Origin of the sequence: Brevibacillus sp. AG162, from assembly GCF_006715575.1 — a bacterium.
GTDB lineage: Bacteria > Bacillota > Bacilli > Brevibacillales > Brevibacillaceae > Brevibacillus > Brevibacillus brevis.
In genome coordinates this window covers 691,848-712,189 of sequence record NZ_VFNO01000002.1, presented here as the reverse complement: position 1 = coordinate 712,189, position 20,342 = coordinate 691,848, and the positions used below count along the sequence as shown (strand labels likewise).

At 43.6% G+C, this 20,342-nt stretch carries 22 protein-coding genes and 1 tRNA gene; 18 read left to right on the top strand and 5 right to left on the bottom strand.

The genetic code is table 11. From position 1 onward, the window contains the following. The first annotated feature begins 1 nt into the window (after window position 1). A complete protein-coding gene (gene dnaI, locus FB479_RS08225) occupies window positions 2-934 on the top strand; it encodes a primosomal protein DnaI (RefSeq protein ID WP_106654632.1) in 933 nt (310 codons plus the stop codon). Here the strand turns inward: dnaI and FB479_RS08220 are convergent. Beyond that, window positions 911-1,552: a YdcF family protein gene (locus tag FB479_RS08220; RefSeq protein ID WP_142064088.1), complete on the bottom strand. Its 642-nt coding sequence runs from the start codon at window positions 1,550-1,552 to the stop codon at window positions 911-913. The two genes, dnaI and FB479_RS08220, sit on opposite strands and share 24 nt — an antisense overlap. A gap of 183 nt (window positions 1,553-1,735) precedes the next feature. On the opposite strand from FB479_RS08220, the gene FB479_RS08215 reads away from it, so the two are divergent. The 11 genes from FB479_RS08215 to FB479_RS08160 all read left to right on the top strand — a co-directional run bounded on the left by FB479_RS08215 (window position 1,736) and on the right by FB479_RS08160 (window position 10,515). Further along, window positions 1,736-4,330 carry an Ig-like domain-containing protein gene (locus tag FB479_RS08215; RefSeq protein ID WP_142064084.1) on the top strand — a complete coding sequence of 865 codons (2,595 nt, stop codon included), beginning with the start codon at window positions 1,736-1,738 and terminating at the stop codon, window positions 4,328-4,330. A gap of 170 nt (window positions 4,331-4,500) precedes the next feature. Beyond that, a tRNA-Ala gene (locus tag FB479_RS08210) sits at window positions 4,501-4,576 on the top strand. Window positions 4,577-5,003: 427 nt separating this feature from the next. Then, entirely contained in the window at window positions 5,004-5,150 is a 147-nt protein-coding gene (locus tag FB479_RS30425) for a hypothetical protein (protein ID WP_185746343.1), read from the top strand. A gap of 744 nt (window positions 5,151-5,894) precedes the next feature. Further along, window positions 5,895-6,209 (top strand): hypothetical protein, encoded by a 315-nt coding sequence (locus tag FB479_RS08200; RefSeq protein WP_142064081.1) that lies wholly within the window; start codon window positions 5,895-5,897, stop codon window positions 6,207-6,209. 248 nt (window positions 6,210-6,457) lie between these two features. Then, a complete protein-coding gene (locus tag FB479_RS08190) occupies window positions 6,458-7,225 on the top strand; it encodes a CPBP family intramembrane glutamic endopeptidase (RefSeq protein WP_142064071.1) in 768 nt (255 codons plus the stop codon). Between the two features lie 25 nt (window positions 7,226-7,250). Next, window positions 7,251-7,757, top strand: a complete 507-nt coding sequence (locus FB479_RS08185; protein ID WP_142064068.1) for a hypothetical protein — start codon at window positions 7,251-7,253, stop codon at window positions 7,755-7,757. A 40-nt stretch (window positions 7,758-7,797) separates the two neighbouring features. Further along, on the top strand, window positions 7,798-8,271 hold the full coding sequence (locus FB479_RS08180) for a hypothetical protein (RefSeq protein ID WP_142064065.1): 474 nt from the start codon (window positions 7,798-7,800) through the stop codon (window positions 8,269-8,271). 39 nt (window positions 8,272-8,310) lie between these two features. After that, the gene (locus FB479_RS08175) at window positions 8,311-8,967 is read left to right on the top strand and encodes a hypothetical protein (RefSeq protein WP_142064063.1); all 657 of its coding nucleotides are present in this window, start codon (window positions 8,311-8,313) and stop codon (window positions 8,965-8,967) included. A 45-nt stretch (window positions 8,968-9,012) separates the two neighbouring features. Continuing rightward, window positions 9,013-9,270 (top strand): helix-turn-helix domain-containing protein, encoded by a 258-nt coding sequence (locus FB479_RS08170; RefSeq protein WP_142064060.1) that lies wholly within the window; start codon window positions 9,013-9,015, stop codon window positions 9,268-9,270. 37 nt (window positions 9,271-9,307) lie between these two features. Then, window positions 9,308-9,958 carry a transglutaminase-like domain-containing protein gene (locus FB479_RS08165; RefSeq protein WP_142064058.1) on the top strand — a complete coding sequence of 217 codons (651 nt, stop codon included), beginning with the start codon at window positions 9,308-9,310 and terminating at the stop codon, window positions 9,956-9,958. 50 nt (window positions 9,959-10,008) lie between these two features. Continuing rightward, on the top strand, window positions 10,009-10,515 hold the full coding sequence (locus FB479_RS08160; protein ID WP_142064055.1) for a hypothetical protein: 507 nt from the start codon (window positions 10,009-10,011) through the stop codon (window positions 10,513-10,515). 481 nt (window positions 10,516-10,996) lie between these two features. On the opposite strand, the gene FB479_RS08155 is transcribed toward FB479_RS08160, so the two are convergent. Together FB479_RS08155 and FB479_RS08150 are read right to left on the bottom strand one after the other, a co-directional pair. Beyond that, the gene (locus FB479_RS08155) at window positions 10,997-11,740 is read right to left on the bottom strand and encodes a LytR/AlgR family response regulator transcription factor (protein ID WP_142064052.1); all 744 of its coding nucleotides are present in this window, start codon (window positions 11,738-11,740) and stop codon (window positions 10,997-10,999) included. Next, the gene (locus FB479_RS08150; RefSeq protein WP_142064049.1) at window positions 11,712-13,427 is read right to left on the bottom strand and encodes a LytS/YhcK type 5TM receptor domain-containing protein; all 1,716 of its coding nucleotides are present in this window, start codon (window positions 13,425-13,427) and stop codon (window positions 11,712-11,714) included. Before FB479_RS08150 ends, FB479_RS08155 begins: the two co-directional genes overlap by 29 nt. A gap of 274 nt (window positions 13,428-13,701) precedes the next feature. Between FB479_RS08150 and FB479_RS08145 the strand changes: the two genes are divergently transcribed. After that, window positions 13,702-15,045: an MFS transporter gene (locus FB479_RS08145; RefSeq protein ID WP_142064046.1), complete on the top strand. Its 1,344-nt coding sequence runs from the start codon at window positions 13,702-13,704 to the stop codon at window positions 15,043-15,045. 196 nt (window positions 15,046-15,241) lie between these two features. Here the strand turns inward: FB479_RS08145 and FB479_RS08140 are convergent, their stop codons facing one another. Both FB479_RS08140 and FB479_RS08135 read right to left on the bottom strand, forming a co-directional pair. Continuing rightward, complete coding sequence (locus tag FB479_RS08140) at window positions 15,242-15,772, bottom strand: ECF transporter S component (protein ID WP_142064043.1); 531 nt, start codon at window positions 15,770-15,772, stop codon at window positions 15,242-15,244. 305 nt (window positions 15,773-16,077) lie between these two features. Further along, window positions 16,078-16,653: an NAD(P)H-dependent oxidoreductase gene (locus FB479_RS08135; RefSeq protein WP_142064040.1), complete on the bottom strand. Its 576-nt coding sequence runs from the start codon at window positions 16,651-16,653 to the stop codon at window positions 16,078-16,080. Between the two features lie 143 nt (window positions 16,654-16,796). On the opposite strand from FB479_RS08135, the gene FB479_RS08130 reads away from it, so the two are divergent. The 5 genes from FB479_RS08130 to FB479_RS08110 all read left to right on the top strand — a co-directional run bounded on the left by FB479_RS08130 (window position 16,797) and on the right by FB479_RS08110 (window position 20,308). Beyond that, window positions 16,797-17,816, top strand: a complete 1,020-nt coding sequence (locus FB479_RS08130) for an AraC family transcriptional regulator (protein WP_142064037.1) — start codon at window positions 16,797-16,799, stop codon at window positions 17,814-17,816. 130 nt (window positions 17,817-17,946) lie between these two features. Next, entirely contained in the window at window positions 17,947-18,603 is a 657-nt protein-coding gene (locus tag FB479_RS08125; RefSeq protein WP_142064034.1) for a TetR/AcrR family transcriptional regulator, read from the top strand. Between the two features lie 11 nt (window positions 18,604-18,614). Further along, complete coding sequence (locus FB479_RS08120) at window positions 18,615-18,983, top strand: DUF4180 domain-containing protein (RefSeq protein WP_142064031.1); 369 nt, start codon at window positions 18,615-18,617, stop codon at window positions 18,981-18,983. A 2-nt stretch (window positions 18,984-18,985) separates the two neighbouring features. After that, on the top strand, window positions 18,986-19,648 hold the full coding sequence (locus FB479_RS08115) for a formylglycine-generating enzyme family protein (RefSeq protein ID WP_142064028.1): 663 nt from the start codon (window positions 18,986-18,988) through the stop codon (window positions 19,646-19,648). Window positions 19,649-19,756: 108 nt separating this feature from the next. Next, on the top strand, window positions 19,757-20,308 hold the full coding sequence (locus tag FB479_RS08110) for a MarR family winged helix-turn-helix transcriptional regulator (protein WP_142064025.1): 552 nt from the start codon (window positions 19,757-19,759) through the stop codon (window positions 20,306-20,308). Window positions 20,309-20,342: the final 34 nt, after the last annotated feature.

Below are 20,342 nucleotides of genomic sequence, written 5' to 3'. Positions count from 1 at the left end.
CATGGAATCTATCAGTGAGTTCATGCAAGAGCTCGCCAAACGTACACCGCGTCAGTTGCTGACACCGGATCAGCAGTTAGATAAAATGTTCCGTTCGTCAGCCTATTTAAAAGCATTTCAACAAGAGCATCCCGCATTGACCAGGGACGATTACCTTCGCTCGCTCTCCAACATCTATACGGCAGTCAAGGAGCAGTATTGGTGTGAGCGTTGTCCGGGTCTTGGCGAATGCCCGAATTTGGTCAAGGGGCATAGCACTCATTTGGAGCTGGCTCACCATCATATTATCAGCTCGATGACGCCCTGTTCCAAGCAACTGTCGCACGAGGAAGAGATTCGCCGCCGCCGACTGATGCGCAGCTATTACGTTTCCGAAGAGACCTTGAACGCGAGCTTTGAGGGCTTGGTCATTGATTCCGGGAATTTGGCTACCGTAGATGCCGCGATTCAATTCTGTGAAAAAGTCGGAACAGGGGAGCGAGTAAAAGGACTTTATTTGCACGGTCCGTTTGGGGTAGGAAAAAGCTACATCATGGGAGCAATCGGTCGCGAGCTCTCAGAGCGCAACGTCGCTTCCTTGCTGGTGTATGTGCCTGACTTTATCCGGGAGATGAAGGATTCCATCTCGGATCAATCGTACGCGGGGAAGCTGGAGCTGCTGAAAGAAGTACCTGTACTGATCCTCGATGATATCGGCGCAGAGAACCTGACGCCATGGGTTCGGGATGAGATTTTGGGGGTTATACTGAATCAGCGGGCAAACAACCATTTGCCTACGCTGTTTACTTCGAATTACTCGCTGAGTGAACTGCAAGAGCATATGTCTATCTCCAACGGAAATCGGATCGAACAAACAAAAGCGGCTCGCATCATGGAGCGAATCCGCCATTTTGTCGATGTGTATGAAATTTTACGCGAGAACCACCGTTCCTAGCACTTGTGTCCAGAGGCGAGAGAGCTCCCAATGCGTGAGTGCGAGTACTTCTCTCGCCTTATGATACGGACCGAACAGGACGTGTGACGTCGTCCCTACAGGAGAGGCGACAATTCCCAGTGAATCAGCCATGATCATTGCACGGGCCAAATGATAGTCGTGGCTGATGATCAGGGCGTCTTGTATATGATGTTCCTCCAAGACCTGCTGGCCGTACAGCAGGTTTTCGTATGTGCTGGTAGACTTGCTTTCCAGCAAAATGTCCTTTTCGGGAATTCCCTTGGCAACCAAGTAATTTCTGCTCACAGCAGCTTCCGTAATCGTTTTGCCTTCACCGAGGCCGCCTGTGACCAACAGCTTCGATACATAACCTTCTTCATACAGGGTCGCCGCCTGCTCCAGACGTTCGCGCAGACCAGGACTAGGTCCCTCTCCCCAGACAGCTGCACCGAGGACAATGCCGACAGTTGCGTGCTGGGCGTTGGCTCCCTCAATCGTCTGTTCGATACGGTACCAGTTGTAGCCCGACCATATCAGGCCGAGCAGCACGATAATCTCCAATCCTATCCAAATCCTGCGCCAGCAAGGACGCTGTACGCTTGTCGTTCGATTTTTCATTCTTCGAATCTCCCTCATAGTCGCTCTCTTTAATTTAGACGTTTGAAATGGAGTCTAGTTACAAAGCTCGACACATGCCTGACACGAAAAACTAGTAAATTGTTTCTTGCTCTTTGCCGATATAGTAATGGTGGAATGGTTTCGAAGAACAGCAAATTTCATACTTGCGAGGGAGGCTAGTTGATGTTCTGGAAAAAAACGATGCTCTTGTTTCTGGCCGTCCTGCTATTAGTGGGGACTGGAAACGCAGGGGTAGGATTGGCTGCCGATGAAATCAGCCGACTCGTTCTGTCCAAGAACGAGGTAACATTGGAAAATGGAGATTCTACCAAGCTGACGGCTACCGCTATTTATGTGAGCGGAAAAACGGAAGACGTCACCGTCAAGACAGAATGGACCACGCAAAATGCGGATGTAGCCTCTGTATATGCGGGGCAGATTACAGCCAAATCGGTAGGGAAATCAACCGTAACAGCTACGTACATGGGTAAGCCTGTTGTAGTAGGTGTAACTGTAACGAAAAAGGTAAAGGCACTGACGACAGAAGATCAAACGTTGAACGTACGGATCGGCAACACAGAAAACGTAAAGCTGACAGCTGTTTACAGTGATGGGACAACAGAAGACGTAACGACCCAAGCAGACTGGACCATCGATAATCCGGCGATTGCAACTGTAGTAAACGGTGCAATCAAAGGTTTGAATTCAGGAACAGGTACCGTGACAGCGAAGTTTGGCAGCCAGACGACGACTATCTCTGTCAATGTAGAGATTGCACACAGACTGGAGCCTAGCAAAAACCAGGTTTCACTCTTGCTGAACGGCGAAGAAAAAATCAAGCTCAAAGCTATTTTTCCGGATGGAAGTGTAACGGAAGACGTCTCCGACAAGGCTGAATGGTCTTCAGACAATACCGCTGTAGCCGATGCACTCAAAGGAACGATCAAGGCTTATGGCGCAGGTACAGCAACGATTACTGCGAAGTATGGTACAAAAACAGCGACAATCAAAGTCGATGTGGATACAACGCAAAAGCTGGAACTCAACAAGCAAAACATTTTCATGAATGTGGGCAAGGAAGAAGACATTGAGCTGAAAGCAACGTATGCCAATGGCGGCGGTTCCACGGTAGTGAACGATAAGGCCGAATGGTCCTCCGATCGCGAGGACGTTGCTTACTACAGCAACGGGAAAATCCACGCGGTGAAGTCCGGTGAAGCCGTGATTACTGCGAAATACGGAAACAAATCGGTTCAGGTACGCGTAGATGTAGAAGTACCTCGTTCCTTGTATATCGTTCCAGCTTTCCTGACGATGAAAAGCGGAACAACGAAAGATGTAATTGTAAACGCGTCCTTCGCAAACGGTACAAGTGAAGATATCACTTCAAAAGTAGAGTGGTCTTCGGACAATGCAGATGCCGTTTTTGCTAGTGGCAAGACCGTATCCGCCTACAAGGCTGGAACGGCGAATGTAACCGCTAAATACGGCGGAAAAACAGCGACACTGGTTGTCGATGTAGATGTACCGCAAAACTTGGCTGCAGATATCACGACAGTAGCAATCCCAGTGGGTGGCGCGAAGCAAGTGAAGGTAACGGCTTCGTATCCAGATGGAAGCACTCCAGCAGAAGATGTCACACAAAAAGTCGTTTGGTCATCCAGTGCACCGAACGTAGCAAGCGTGCGTCAAGGCTTGATCACTGGTGTGTCAACAGGTGCAGCGACCGTGACAGCTACATACGGAACACGCACAGTGAACATTTCCGTATCGGTTGGCGTCATGCAGACATTGACGGTTGACAAGAAAAAGATCGTGCTTGGAAATGGCAAGTCCGAAACCGTTAAGCTGACTGCAGCTTACGCAGATGGAACGACTAAGGATGTAACAGATACAGCGACATGGAGCTCGGCTTCTGCTGCTGTAGCAGAGGTAATGAACGGGAAGATCACAGCGACAGGAGCAGGGAAAACGACCGTAACAGGTACCTTCGATGGCAAATCGGTTTCGATTGCAGTAGAAGTAGACCAAGCGACGAATCTCTCCGTTGATCCTCGCCTACTGATCCTGAACGTCAACGAGTCAAAAGAGATCAAGCTGAACGCAACAGACTCCGCTGGCAATTCGGACAATGTGACCAGTGATGCAGAATGGTCCTCGTCCTCGGTAAAAGTAGCGGATGTGGTAAACGGCCGTGTAACAGGTCTCTCCAACGGACGTGCAACGATCACCGCGAAATACGGCGGCAAATCGATCAGCATCCCGGTAGAAGTCGGAATCGTGAGCAAGCTGGAAGCAAACAAGCGCTTCGTATCTACGAAGTCGAACAGCAACGTACAAGTAACCTTGACAGCTACCTTCTCCGATGGCCGCACAATGGATGTTACCTCAATGGCTGACTGGAAGACGAGCAACTACAAGGTAGCAGACGTAACCAAAGGCCTCATTACAGGACGTACCTACGGAAAAGCAACGATTACAGCGAGATACAACGACAAAAGCGTATCGATCCCAGTCGATGTTGATACATTGAAATACTTGAAGACAGATGTCGTACAGCTTGTCATGAGCAAAGGTGAAGTGAAGCAAGTGAGCGCTATCGCGACGTATGCAGATGGCTCTGAGCAAAATGTCACCAAGCCAGCTCTCTGGACCACTTCTCGTCTGTTGGTAGCCGATGTAAAAGACGGCGTCATCAAGGCGACAGGGTCGGGTAAAGCGACGATTTATGTGCAGTATGGCGGGAAGAAGACACCGATTGTGGTGACGGTGAGATAGTGGGTTTGTAGGGAATAAGAGGGAAGCCAACCGGTGGAGATCGGTTGGCTTTTTATTTGGTTTTTTCAGCAGGGACGGGGATTTATCTGATTTTTTCGCTTGCAGTGTACGGCGGGCGTATGCTATACTGATTTCACTGAGGCGGTATACGCTGGAAGTACCATACATATGGGGCATTAGCTCAGCTGGGAGAGCGCTACACTGGCAGTGTAGAGGTCAGCGGTTCGATCCCGCTATGCTCCACCATACGAAAGGTCTTTGAAACCCTTGAGAAATCAAGGGTTTTTTGCTTTTTAGGAAAATAAGAGGGAGGGTGATTTATGTAAAGTTTGGTGTATTCAATAGTTATTGGTCATAAAATGGTCATGTTGTCTCTTAAATAGCGTTTTGGTCATGTTTGTTGGTCATATCGAAAAGGGAAGATTCAAACCTGTCAAAAACATCTGCTTGCACGTTAGGGAGTAAATGACTATACGCATCAAGCGTCATTTGTACTTTAGAGTGACCTAAGCGTTCACTAACAATCTTTGCGTTCACACCATGCATAATTAAGTGACTTTGTTCGTGAGATGTTATCAATGGGACTCCTGCCAAACGAACAAGCTCTTCATTCTAGCATTGTTGGGATTCATAGGCTTTCCCAAACTGGTACAAACTATGAGGCCATAAAAAAGTGTTTGGAGGTTATGGAATTTCACTTAGAACCTATTATAAAACACATCCATCTGATTTAATTGCAGAAGATTTTAGATTGGCAATCAAAGGTGTTGAAATTGAGTTAGACAAAGGCACTTTTATTTCACCAATTACATTTGCTTAAAATCAATATTTGATTGAAAGAAGCACTATTGTAAAATAGTGCTTCGATATCAGCTATTTCTTTTTTGTCTTGGTGCCCTTTTTACCTGTGTCAGGGTTGACGTTCCCTTTGGTAGACCAGTTGTTCTTGAACTTCCCATCTGCTTTGGAACGGTGATGCGATTTTACTTTAGTTCCATTCTTTTGGCGTAACTCTTCACACTAACATGCCCACTATGACTAGAAGATTTGGAACTTTTTGCAGATACAGGTGTTGAATCAATGGAAGAGATAAGTCCGAACAATGACAAACTTAATAAGCAACAAATTACTTTTTTCATAAATACCTCCTTATGTAATTATTGGAAATCATTTATACTTTACAGGACGTATTCGTCTTAGTAAATCGATAGTGTTAACGGTTGTGAGATATTCCATTATAAGGAGAATTTGAATGGGATGTTTGAGTCCTAATATGGGTAGCGGTGCTTTTATTGTTTGGATTTGACACAATACACACAACCGAAGTTGGTGTTCTTGGTGGGTACAATAAATTCACTGGTAAGTACATTGGATATGCTACATTCCCGAAGCGTGAAACGGTATTAAATGGTTTTAGTTGGTTTTAGATCATATCTACTATTGCCTTAATAGTAATAGGAGGGGCAATTGGAGCATTTATTGACTACAGGCTAAAATACAGAAAATCAAGAGGATATGACGACTAAATAAAAGATTGTATTTAATAAAAACAGGGGGCTATCTTATGACGCAAGTTCGTGAATGGGAGTCTTTATTAACAAATCAAAAGAAAATCTGCTACATACTAAAAAAGCTATCTTATGTTGGTGGTAGAAGGGTGTCTTCTGATGGATTTACTAGAATGATGGTAGAAGAGTTTAATTTTCCAACAAATTCAATCCGTGGGCATATAACTAGCATTAGGCAGCAATATGGCTTCATTAAAGGTGCAAATGGCGGAGGATTAATCACCATTACTGATAAAGGTATTGAATTTATCTTTAACAATCAGAAGAAAATTGATGATTGGTACAATGATTATCAAAAAACGATAAAATGAAGATTTGATATAAAAACGAGGTACAAAAAGTGGAAAACCAAAAAGAACAGTGCCCAAAATGTGGATGTTATGAAATCAGAAGAGGGAAGCAAGGTGGGCATGCGATAGTGACTCCTTTAGACAAGTTTTTTGGTCTTGGCTCAACTATAATTCATAGAATTTTTACGAATTGTGGCTATGTTATTGATAGTTATGTTGAAAAGCCGTCTAGATTTAAAGGATAAAACGGTGATTGGATTGGATGAAAAATGTTAAATAAGAACTCATTTGTTGTTTTTCTTAGAATAGGTTTATACATTGTTATATTCATTACAGTTGGACTTTCTTTGCAAAGTCCAGTTTATGCAACAGCAGTCAGTCTTGCAGTTGCTTCTTTAGTTGATTACTTTATATTTGTGAAAGATCGTTGGTCAATAGGGTTAAGTAAAAAACGGTGTATTTACGATTTCTTAAAAGGGTTGTTGGGAGGCTCCCTAACACTCATTGTTATTTTTACTACTGTCTATATCTTTGGTGGACATAAAATAGTAGGACTCACCTTTGATGCTAAAGTAATTCTAATTTGGGTAGTTACATGTATTATCGTTGCTTTGTCTGAAGAGTTATTTGCTAGGGGGTATGTCTATGGTGCTCTAAAGCATTGGTTCGGTGGAATTACAGCATCGATAATTAGCTCAGGAATATTCACAGTTTTTCATCTTACTAGACCGGGAGTAAGCGTAGTTGCCTTAAGTACTTTATTCTTTGCTGGAGTGTTGTACACGTACATGCGGGAAAAGTCTGGGGCAGTTTGGCTTCCGATAGGCTTCCATTTTGCTTGGAATTTTACATCTGGGATCATGGGAATATGGCGTAATGAGTTAATCTTATTTGAAACGGAATTGTATAATAATCATTTGATTCATGGTGGAACGTATGGAATTGAAGGTAGCTTATTTACAGCTCTATTCTTCCTTATATTGACTGCTACAGCTTTGTTCGAAATAAAAAGGCTGTCTAAGAATTCAAACGAATAGGTAATTTGATTGGTGGGGATTTATCTTGAATCGAAGTAATTCCACAATTAAAAAACTAAGACCAATAATTAAAAGCCCTTACAATAAGGAAGACTTCTCTTCGTATTATGAACGCGTAAGTGGATACTTTCCAAATATTCCTGAGTGTGTATTTAAAAACTGGATTTACAGGCACCATGATTCTATAGAGAAATATTCTTTTTTAGGTTTTGATAAGATGAACTTTCGAAAAGTTAAGTGGAATACAAGTAAAATATACGACGAAATAAACTCATATCCTGATAATCGAATATTTGATTTGGGCTATCAAATAAATGAAAGAGAAGATAAGAGTTGGCTTCAAAAGTATATGTTAAACCATCCGACATGGCCTGCACCTATTATAGTATTTCAAAATGACCAATGTTATAACCTGGGTAAGCCGTATCATATAATGGAAGGTCATTTAAGACTCAGTTATTTTCGTGAAATTTATCGGGAAGAAAAGGATAAGCTTTTAGAAGTACATGAAATCTGGTTAGTTACTATTTGATTAATACAGCGAATTGATTGTGATTGGAGCAGGATAGTAAATGGATGCAACACTGATTACCGTGATAGGGACACTTAGCGGTACTTTGATTGGCACACTTGGCACTTGGATAATAAACGATCAGAAAAATAAAAATGACAATAAACAAGCAGAACAACGAAGAAGATGGGAATTGGAGGACAAGGAGCGCGCAGAATCTTATGAAAAAGAGCAGAATAAGTTTCTTGCTTATAACAAAATATTGAAAAGTGCAAGTGAACATATGATTGTGACCACTGGAAACTATATAAATCTACGTGATTTTAAAATTAAAATCTATATGGACAATGTTCGTCCTCTTATTTATGAGAATCTACATATTCTCGACAAAGAAGTAGTAAGTCGTGTTAGAAAAATTGATACTGAGATTGATAAGATGAATTACCTTGTCGACTCAGAACCAGAATGGATTGATTATTGTGCTCAACTTTATGACGAAATGTTGGAAATGATTGAACACAAGTACTTAGATTAGAATAAAATATCGTTTTAATTGGAAAAGGAAGTGATATTTGTGATTGAGTGGATAAATAATAATTCTGGGGTTATTCAAAGCATTAGTGCAATAGTAATGATGTTGTTAACTGCTTTCTATGTAAGATTTACAAAGAAGATTCTAGAAGCAAATGAAGGTGTTTATAAAGAAACAGAAACTTCACGTAAGTTGACTGTTATGCCCAATGTTATTGCATACTTTGACACGCCCGTACACAACATCTTGAACTTCAACATTGCAAATATTGGAGCAAATGTGGCAAGAAATACAAAGGTTGAGTTAGAATATCTCAATGAAATAGCGAAAGAGAATGAGATGAGAAAGACATATATTCTATCTGAGGGAATATCAACATTAGCGCCGAACCAGAAACTTGAAATGTTTTTTGGTACTTTGCTTGAGTTAAAGTCAAAAGAAGGGGAGTTTCCGAAATTAAACGTGCATGTAACCTTTGAAGACAATGAGAGCATGCAATACAGAGCTACATATACTTTAGATGCTAATATGTATAAAGGAGTAGCACAAATTCATATAAACGGACTGCATGATCTAACTAAAAAATTTGATAAATTTGAAAATGAATTCAATAAAATGAGTAGAGATATTAGACGACATCTAAGCGATTTGGAAGAGAAAGAAAATGAGACTAACGAAAGTATGATCATTTTGAAGTAGAGCATAGTTGTAAATTTGCATTTCAATAGGATAGGAGTGATTAGATTGTACATTAGAGTAATGAACCAAGGAGAAGTTATCCATAACAAGGAACACATGTATGTACATAATGATTTAATAAATGATTCTAAGTTGACGCTAGAGGCTAAAGGATTGTTAATGTTTCTTCTTTCTAAATCAAAAGATGCGAGTTTTATAGAAGTAGATGAAATACTTAACGCATCATCAGATAGCGAAGAGGAAACAAGGAAAATACTTAAGGAATTAGAAGAGCTTAATTATATTCAGTTCGTTTTCTCATAAAATGGGGACTTTGACTAGTTAATGTGAGGTGCTTTCAATGGCAAAAGGGATCAGAAGGAACATGAATGTTGCAATGGATTTAATTAAGAAAAATAAATGGAAGCCAATCGTTAAAAATGGTCAGGTTTATAAACCACAGAAGGATCAAGAAGAGTTATTGAAATGGATATTGGAACAGAAAAAAGATGGGACACGACCATTCCCTTCAGACAGGCTAGTTACGAATGGGAACCTAATAGATGAATATACAAGAAATGTACTTGTGGATTTGTGTGCGGCAGCAGTCGATAATAACTGGTGTGGTAGATCAGAAATGTGCCTTTACTACTCTTGCTTAATAAGATACGTATTAAGGTTATTGGGTCACAAGGCACAAGTACATATAGGTGAGGCTATTTACATGTCTATGCATGAAGCAGGCATGACTTTTTCTTGGGAGCATTCATGGGTTACTTGTGACAATATATTAATCGATGGAAATGTTGACACAATGATCGAAAATCCATTTGTGCCTGTTGGAATTGATCCTGCTCCCTACTGGGGAGACATTTTTAAAACTCCAAATGATCGAATTTTTAGGAGTGTAAGACTTTTAACAGTTGATCAAGAGCTTGAGGAGCTTGATGATACTTACATTGACTGGAAGAGAAGAGTTAAAAAATACTTAAAATCTCAAGGTTACATCTAATAAAATGTGAGTTTGATAGGGTTAACTTTAAATGGCGGTGAAAATTAATTTTGAAGCTTACAAAACATGTAACATTATATTTTTTAGAGATTCTATTTGTCACCACTATCATTGTTTACATTTTTAAGGGTGCTGATATTGGGATGGATAGCCTTTTAAGTACATTTAAGGAATATGTTTTTGCTTATACTCTTTATCAATTAATACTATTATCGGTATTCAAACTGAAAGATTCAATTGAAATCGATGCGCTCACAGCAATGAAGTACCATACAGATAAATTCCAAACATATGTTGAGTTCAGTAACAAAATCCCAAAAGAAGAAATAGAGTTAATTAATATAAAATTGGCACAGAATCAAAAAATGACATTAAATACAAAGCATCGTGAGTATTTGAGGAACCTAATTCAGATTGCTAAAAATTATAACAATGATCTTATTGAGAAAAATGAATTGAGATTAAGACTAAAACAGGAATCAATCAATTTAGATCTTATTTTGAAACAATATGGATATCATTGGATGAATTCAATTCTCCTAAGAGTGATAAAGTGAATTGATACCATGTCAATAAAAATTATCATTCAAAGTTAAAGAATGTAAATGAACGGGTCTTCTTGTTGCTGGAAATTGAGCGGATTATATGTGCTAGGGAAAGTGGTCACAAAAATGGTCACATATTTCCGATAACAAGAAATAACACGTAAGATTGACGAATGAAAAATAAGCCCACAAAACCTTAAAAATCAAGGGTTCGAGGGTATTTAATATACTTCCCAATAACCATAAATCACCCCTACTTCGCTTCTGGCAGTGAAAAGGTCATCGGTTCGTCCACCATATAGCAACTATGGAAACGGCAGAGATGCCGTTTTTTCTTTTTGTATCTTTTGTATAAGAAATCCCCCCAGTTTGACGGAGGTTTATCTTATAGTTTTAGTATCCATCCTCGGAACTCGAATATACCGCGCTTCTCTGAAAAAACGGAGCGAAAAGATACTCTCTCCCCGCTCCGTTCATCCTTCTTCCCCCAAATTCACAAATTCATCAAACCCCGAAACGCTTTCATTTTCCCTCTGCTAACAGGAATCTCGGTCTGACTGTCATCATTCATCTTAATCAAATACGTATTATTAAACCACGGAATAATCTCTTTAATATACTTCACATTCAAAATATAGTTCCGATGACTTCTAAAGAAATAACGCGACCGATTCAAAATCTCCTCCAGCTCATTTAAGGACAAGTCGCACTTGTCGATACTCTCTTTTGTCGCCACATATAAATCTTTCTCCCGCACAAACGCAAAGTAAATCTGCCCTACAGGGATCGGAATGATCTTGTTGGTCTTCCGGATGCAGACATGCTCTTCTATCAGGGGGACTGTCGCGGTGCGGTCATTCATGGCCGATCGGTTCCTCAGTGTCCTCACTTTTTGGATCACATCGTCCAATTTCGATTCCATGATCGGTTTGGTCAAATAGCCCACAGCCAGCGTTGAAAAAGCCTCCAGAGCGTGTTCATGATAGGCAGTAGAAAAAACGATCAATGGGGGATTAGACATCTGATTCAATGTTTTGGCAAATTCAAGCCCATTCATCCCGGGCATCTGAATATCAAGCATAAGCAAATCAGGCTCAGAATTGATCATATGAGGCAATGCTTCAAGCGGATTGGTATAGATTGCGTCCACCTGGATATCAATATATTTTTTCAGCAAATATTCCAATTCGGAACAAATGGCTGGCTCGTCATCGATGATGATTGTTTTCAGGAGCATCTGGATGCACTTCCTTTTCAAATACGGATAACGGAGCAACAAAGGATACGACTGTTCCCAAACCAGGCTGACTTTGAATCGTGAGACCGTATTTTTTGCCATAAATGGATTGCAGCCGTGAATGGACATTGACAAGGCCGATCCCTTTCGATCGGCTGTTCCAGATTTCGGCCAAACGCTCTTCACTGATTCCAACTCCATTGTCTTCAATGCTGATTTTCACTTCATGGTCGTACGGTTCCACTCGAATCGTGAGCAGACAGTCGCTAACTTTTGGGGAAAGTCCATGGTGAATGGCATTTTCCACGATCGGCTGCAAAGTCAGGACAGGCAATTTGCGCTCCAGCAGAGATTCGTCGATCTCCATGTTCACCTTTAAGCGGTTGCTAAATCTGACCTTCTCGATTTCCAAATACGACTTGATTCCGTCTAATTCTTCCTGCAAGCTGTGATGATTTCCCTTGCTTTTCAAATTGCGCCTGAAGATGTCACTTAAATGACCGATCAAGTTTCTCGCCTGATCAGGGTCTGTACGACAATACGACATAATCGTCCCCAAGGTGTTGAACAGAAAATGCGGGTTGATTTGTGCTTGCAGGGCACTCACCTCAGCTTGCTTCCGCATTTTCGCTTGATGCTCGATCTCCGCCAGTTCAATTTGGACCGACAGCAGCTTAGCGAGGCCGTCCACTAGCTTCTCGTTGGTCTGGGACGTCTTGGAGGAAGAGGTTTTATAGTAGAATTGCAGCGTCCCGATTTTCTGGTTTTGATGATACAACGATGCGGCGCTGATCGATTTTAGGCGAGGTGGACGCGGAAGAGCAAAATCTTTGTCGCACCATGTCCCTGTAGGGTGGTTCAAAACAGCCTCCGCTACTTGTGTGCACAGCGTCTCTTTCTGCACATGATTCTCCAGTTCGTGGCCTTTTGCGCTGAGCAGCTTTTCTCGGTCGGTAATGGCGACTGCATCCACTCTGGCCATTTCACGGATCAGTTCAGCGGTTTTATTTGCAGAATGTTCATTTAGCCCCGTCCGCAGATGAGGCAACGTCTGGCTTGCAATCGACAAGGCCAGGTTAGCCCCCAATGCGCCGGACTGGTCTTGCATCATTTTGAGATTTTGGAAAACGCGCGTGAAAAGCAACAGTCCTGCAATGGTCATAATCGTGGTCGGGATCGCGATTTTTACTTCCAGTTCGAGTGCCGCAGAAAAAGGCTTGGCCATGAGAAGCACCAAAACTTTTTGAATGAGCTCGGCTGTAACGCCAATCAGTACGATATGCTGCCATTTTAGACGCAGCATATTCATTTTCGTACTTACGATCCCGGCCAAGTAGCCGTTCATTACGGTCGAGATGGCACAGGCGAATGCGGTAAATCCACCGATCGAATAGCGATGAATGCCTCCAATCAGGCCGGCAAAAAAACCGACGACAGGCCCCCCGATCAACCCGCCCGCGACGGCACCGACAATGCGCGTATTGGCGAGTGCGTCATTGACCCGTAGCCCATTCTCCGTTCCGATTACCGACAGGAACCCGAACAGCGTAGAGAGGATCACGATCCGCATCCAGTTGTTTTTCCCGTACACGATGTTCCGAAAGTAATCTAGCTGGCCGATGATAAGGGCGATGACTGCGATTACAGAGATGTTTTCAAGCAGTCCCAGAAGCATAGTGATTGTCATAACAGCCGCCTCCCTATGGAAAAGGGTAGCCCGATCCGGTCGAAAAATCAATGTAACTCAACTGGGTTTTTCGGCAGCTCAGATGCCGTTTTTGCACATCTGGAAGTATTCAATAGATTCTAGCAAAACAAACAACTTAGAATGAAAACAGTTCTTCGAGAATCCATACAGGTAAATATGTAAACCCTTTCAGAAGAGGTATAGTTTCATTTGAAAGCGGTTAAATAATCCCAAGTGCGAATGGATTCGGGTCAATCATAAGGAGGGGGCAGCAATGAAGCCATCGAGTGATCGTGAAAATACGCGGCGAATCACAAGCAACATCTTTAAAGGTTCACTGGGGAACCTGATTGAATGGTACGACTGGTATGTCTATGCAGCTTTTGCGGTGTATTTCTCGTCTCAGTTTTTTCCAAAAGGAGACCCTACCAGCCAGTTATTGAATACTGCCGCTGTTTTTGCTATCGGATTTTTAATGAGACCGATCGGGAGCTTGCTCCTGGGCCGATACGCTGACCGTCATGGGCGCCGTGCCGCGTTGACGTTGTCTGTCACCATCATGGCAGGTGGTTCTCTGGTGATTGCCGTAACACCAAACTATGAAACGATCGGCGTGTTTGCTCCTATTATTCTCGTTCTTGCCCGCCTGCTCCAAGGTCTTTCGCTTGGCGGGGAATACGGAACATCTGCCACGTACCTGTCCGAGATGGCTGCGAGTGGTCGCCGAGGGTTCTATTCCAGCTTCCAGTACGTCACGCTGATCAGTGGACAATTGCTGGCACTGGGTGTGCAAATTATTCTGCAGCAAATACTAAGTGAAGATGCGATGATGGCATGGGGCTGGCGAATTCCATTCATCATCGGAGCATTTGGCGCAGTAGCTGTGTTGTGGTTGCGCCGTAGTATGGACGAATCAGAGCAGTATACCAAAATGGAGTCGAAAAACAAGGAGAAGGCGGGTACGCTTCGAGAGCTGATGAAGCATCCGAAGGCGGTGCTGGCAGTCGTCGGCCTTACGCTCGGGGGAACCATCGCCTTTAACACCTACACGACCTATTTGCAAAAATTCATGGTGATTACGGTAGGACTGCCGAAAGAAGTAGTCAGCTGGATTAACTTTACCGCATTGCTCGTATTCGTCGTCTTGCAGCCGATTGCCGGTATGCTGTCCGACCGAATTGGACGGCGCCCGCTGTTGATTGGTTTCGGTATTCTTGGAACATTGTGGACCGTACCAATGTTTTTGCTCCTGGAACAAACGACTAGCCCTTATGTTGCTTTCTTGCTGATGCTGTCTGGTCTTATCATTGTTACCGGCTATACGTCTATCAACGCGATCGTGAAAGCCGAGATGTTTCCTACCGCCATTCGCGCTCTGGGCGTAGGGTTTCCATACGGGGTGACCGTCGCGATCTTTGGAGGAACAGCGGAGTTCATCGCGCTATGGTTCAAAAGCATCGGGAACGAGTCTCTCTTCTATTACTATGTAGCAGCTTGTATTGCCATAAGCCTCCTTGTTTACTGGCGCATGGGTGAGTCGTCGAAAAACTCGCAGATCGAGGCTGAGCTGAATACGGCAAAGGACAAGCATGCTTCCAATCAAAAGGTAGCGAACTGACATTTTCAAACTTCGGTGCAGAAGTTGATGTGCCGGGGTCATCGGTTCGATCCCGTTATGCCCACCTAACCAAAAAAACACGATCCAATGGGTCGTGTTTTTTTGTATTTGGTAGAGTACGGCAATGGCGATCTTTTAAAGAGCGCTGAAAAAATCGCCCAAGAGAACTCATGTCTCCTGAGCGATTTTTTGATTTTTACCCTTGTCCTACAATCTTCTTCAAACGCCCCACCAGCGGAATGACAATAATCGCTGCTACAACCACTTGCAAAACATTCCCCGGAATGGAGCCAAACGGCTGAATCCAGTTCCCGTAAAGAATAACCTCAACAAAGTAGTAGCCCACGATCTTAATCACCAATGCAGCGGCAACTGCCAGTGCGTACACAAATACCCGATTGCCAGGCACCTTTTCGGCGATGAGTCCAGCTACATAGCCCATTGCACCTACGATCACGAAGGTAAACGGTGCCCATGCTGTCCAACCGGAGATAAGATCGAAGAGGCCCATACCAAAAGCTCCAGCGATAGCTCCTGTTTTTCTGCCGTACACAAAGGCAGCGATTAAAAGAGGCACGTTACCGAGATGAATGAGACCACCGTTCCCCATGATCGGGAGGCGTAAATTGATAAACATGGTGGCTGCGAGAGTAAAAGCGATAAAGAGTGCATTGATAACGAGGGTTTTCGTCTTTGTTGCTTTTCTTGATGAAAAAGTAGAATCCATATGATAGCCTCTTTCTTATTTTTACTATTATCATACTCAGAATCAGCTACATAATAAATACACTTTGCACGATTTATTTGCCTAGGTAAATCATTCCAACGGAAGAGATACGCTGGATAAGGCTAGGAAGAAGGTGCAGGACAGTGACAGATTAGGAGAAACTAGCTGCTCCTCTGCTGGAAGGCGGCCCCGCATATAGCCGCATCAAGTTTTTGGAAAGTGTGCAAAAGCACTCGATAAGTAAGGTAACAGGAAAAACTCAAGCTGAAATAGGCTTGAGTTTTTGTTCTATGGTTCGGCTAGGCTTAGGCTAACCTCGCCCCAAGCTGCTTCACCTTTTCCAGCCACTTCTTGCGCTTTTCCTCCGCCGAGGCATTCACCCCACTGATCTCCGTAACCTTCACAGGCTTAATCCCGCAAAACTTCAAAATGTTGCGTTTCATCACGAGATGTCCGGCTTGCCAGTAGATCAATCGGTTGTACCAAGATGGAGTATCCATAGTCACAATCACATGCGCGGTTTTGCCCGTCAACAGCTTATCCCATAGAGAAGAGCCTTCCCGATATTTATAGGCGAACCCGGGTAATAAGACACGATCAAAAAATCCCTTCAAGATAGCGGGCATCGTACCCCACCAGGTCGGATAGACAATGACCAGATGATCCGCCCAACGAATGAGGTCCTGCGCTTCTTTTAAGTCATCCTCCAGCTCCGTTCTTTTCCGATATCCGTACTTCAGATTCGGGTCAAAAGAGATTTGGCTCAAGTCAATGATGCGAATCTGTGCTGCTTTGCCTTTAGCTCCTTCCATATAGGCGTGCGCCAACGCAGAGCAATAGCTCTCGGGATCTGGATGTCCGATGATAACGAGAATGTTCATTTTCATATCCCCCTGTAGAGTTGATTCCATAAACGACAGATCGTGGTAAACTGAACTGTATTCAGCATATCGTGTGGAAGGGAACAGATGAATGATCGAAAGCGCATAAATGTTGTAGATTCACGCAAAGGGGGTTCCGTAACTTGGAAAATGCGCATGGGTTTGCGATTTCGATGGTGTATCCGATTATGAAGACAATTACTCACAAAAAGCTTGATTTTGAGCGTTTTTGTGATCATATTTCTTTCGACAGTAGCTTGTTAAAAGATGTAGAGGCGCGCATTAATGAAGCGGAGCTCGAGCGTTTGATGAAGGAAGCGGCCATTTACACGCAGGATGATCATTTTGGGCTGCATCAAGGGCAGTTAACCGATATTGCCGATCTGGGCATTCTTGGCTATGTCATGATGCATTCGGAAAAAATCGTCGATGCATTGAAGGCTTATCAGCGGTATCACGTGATCCTTTGCAGCGGGTACGAGCTGGATTGGGAAGAGCGGGGGAACGATGTTTTCTTGCGGTTTCATAGACAAAGCCCTGGGAGCGTGTCTCGCCATTGTATGGAAGATATGGTCAGCTCCTTGTACCACTTGATCGTCCGTATGAGTCATCGCGCCATTCCGTTACAGGCAATACGATTCACACACGACGCTACGGCCAATGTCGCTCCGTATTTGAATCTGTTCGGAATGGAGCCTTGCTTTGGTGGAGAAGAAAATGGGCTCTTGGTAGGCAAAGAAATTTTGCAATACCCGATCCTGTATTCAGATGTTCGGCTACGTAAAGCTTTTGAACCAATCGCGGAAGAAATTAGAGAGAAGCTGATCAGAGGGCGGGAATTTTCGGACCGCGTGTTTCAATGGATGATGGGATGTATGCCTGCGGCTTTTCCGACTTTACAGCAGACTGCCGCTGCTTTTCATATGAGTACGAGATCCCTGCAAGCGAAACTAAAGGCGGAGGACACTTCTTATCATGAATTGTCCACGAATGTCCGCAAAGAAATGGCAATGGGGTATTTGCAGCAAGCGGAGTATTCCATCGGAGAGATTGCGTACCTGCTGCATTTTTCAGATCCAAGCGCCTTTCAAAATGCTTTCAAGAAATGGACGGGGCTGACACCGGGGCAATATCGGATCAGTCGCCAAGCACTTGCCATGTAACGTTAGGATGGAACACGCTGCGTAAGCGTGTTTTTTTGTTTGGTAGAGTCTCTTCGTTTGACAGACTGGAAAATCATGGTGTAAACTTTTTTTATTCCGACTGTACAGTATAAATAAACGAGGTAAAATCATGCCCAAATTAGGAATGGAACCAAAGCGCCGAGCAGATGTCATTAATGCGACGCTCACTTGTATTAGCAATCACGGGATTGATGGCATGACATTGGATAAGGTGGCGGAGTATGCGGATTGCTCAAAAGGTGTCGTCACGTATTATTTTAAGAATAAGGATAATTTGACGAGTGAAGCCTTTCAGGCATTCTTGGCCTACTATGGCTTGAAAATCGAATCTGACATTGAAAACACCATGACCGCCAAGGAAATGATGGACGTTACGCTTACGCATATCTTGCCGCCATACGTGGACGACAAGGAAAAACGGATCAATGTTTCGCAGCTGGATGGCATCGCTAACATGTACATCCCGCATGAAGATCAAGCAAGACTCTTTGTCCAATTCTTCTCCAAAGCCGCATTGGACCCCAATCTCCAAGAAGTGGTTGCGAACAGCTATTCGAGAGATTTGCAGGGCATCACCAAGATTTTTGATTACGGCAAGCAAACCGGGCTTATGTCCGTAGAGGATTCGCAAAGCGCTGCCTACGGACTCATGGCGATGGTTGTGGGCTTGAGCTTCTTTCGAGTGGCGAGCGTTCAGCCGGCAAACGGCGAAGACAACCGATATATTTGTGAGGATTATGTAAGGCAGATTACCAATAGAAGATGAGGAGGGTACACATGAATATTACAAAGGTAGAAGCAGCCGTGGGAAACATTGCGATCGTGAGCGGAAGCGAGGTATTGATTATTGATGTACAATCTGCCCTGGATCTGATTGCAACCGTACACTATGAGGCAGACAGTAATCGTATCATTATAAACAAATCATTGATTAACGAAAGCTTTTTCGATTTAAAAACACGCCTTGCTGGCGAGATCCTGCAAAAGTTCATCAATTATCGGGTGAAAGTAGCGATTGTAGGAGATTTTTCGGTGTACACAAGTAAAAGCCTAAAAGACTTCATCTATGAATCCAACAACGGAAACGACATCTTTTTCTTGCCGACCGAAGAGCAGGCGCTCGAGAAGTTAAGCCAGGTGAAATAGAGATGGAACGGGCGTACCCCATGGTGAACATCCCAGCAGGGCATATCGAATTACGGGACGATCGGATTAAGGCCACATGGACAACCGAGGTGAACGCTTTTTTACTCGCACCAGTTCCTGTTACGAATGCGTTATACTTCTCGGTTGTACAAAAAGCAGCTGGACCGAATGACCACCCAGAGACTCCCGTTGTAAATGTCTCGTGGAACGATGCGATTTTGTTTTGCAATTTGCTTTCTCAGCAAGCAGGTTTCACGGAATGCTACTCGATAAGGGAAGATGGTGAGCGTGTCGCATGGAACGAGGAAGCGGATGGCTATCGTTTGCCGACAGAGGCTGAATGGCAGTACGCGTGCAAAGCAGGGACGGGTGGTTATCGATACGGCGATCTGGATGAAATCGCATGGTACCAAGAGAACGCTGAGGGTACAGCACATGCGGTAGGACAAAAGCTGCCGAATGCGTGGGGGCTCTACGACATGCTGGGAAATGTTTGGGAGTGGTGCTGGGACCTTTATGATGTGAATGTATACGGCTCCTACCGAATTTTTCGCGGTGGCAGCTGGGCAGAAGAGGCCAGGGGCTGTGGGGCGACTTGCCGTAGACGCAGTCACCCCACGTTTCGAATTGATGATCTCGGCTTTCGTCTTGCCAGGTCCTTGTAAGGTGACATGAGTATCTGTATTTGGAATAAGGTTCTAGGGGTTGCAAAATCCAAAAGAATCCATTACATTGATTTTAGTTAGATAGTCTAATTATATGTAAGGTGGATCATGAGCAGAAAAAACAAGTGTGAGCATACATCCGATCAATTGCCAAAACTAGGTATTCAGCCGTATTTGGATCTGATGGAAAAAACAGCTCTGCAAAATACGGATCGCAAATTGGCTCATTTGGGGTTATTGATGCTATGGATGGGGGATAACGCCATAGACGTCATTGATTTGAATTTGGAGAAATTCGGCATAACGGAGTGTAAATGGGACGTATTGCTGTTGCTTACGTTACATGAAGACGGAGAACTTATCACCCCCTCTTCGCTTGCAGACAGGCTGGGCATTCGGCGTGCTTCTGTTACAGCTTTGCTGGACTGGCTGGAAAAAAGGCACTGGATAATCAGAGAGCAAAGCAGGCTGGATGGTCGCAAGATTCATGTCAAAATAACACAGGAAGGCAGAGATTTAGTAACCAGAGTACTGCCAGTTTTTTGGTCTGCCTGCGCCTCCATTATGAGCGAATTAGAAGAGGAAGAACGGATGCTGCTGGAAAAAATCTTGATGAAGTTGAATAGCAGCATGGAAAAGAAACTGGGGGTGGGAAGATAAGATCATATTTTTTTGTAAATATAATTAGATAATC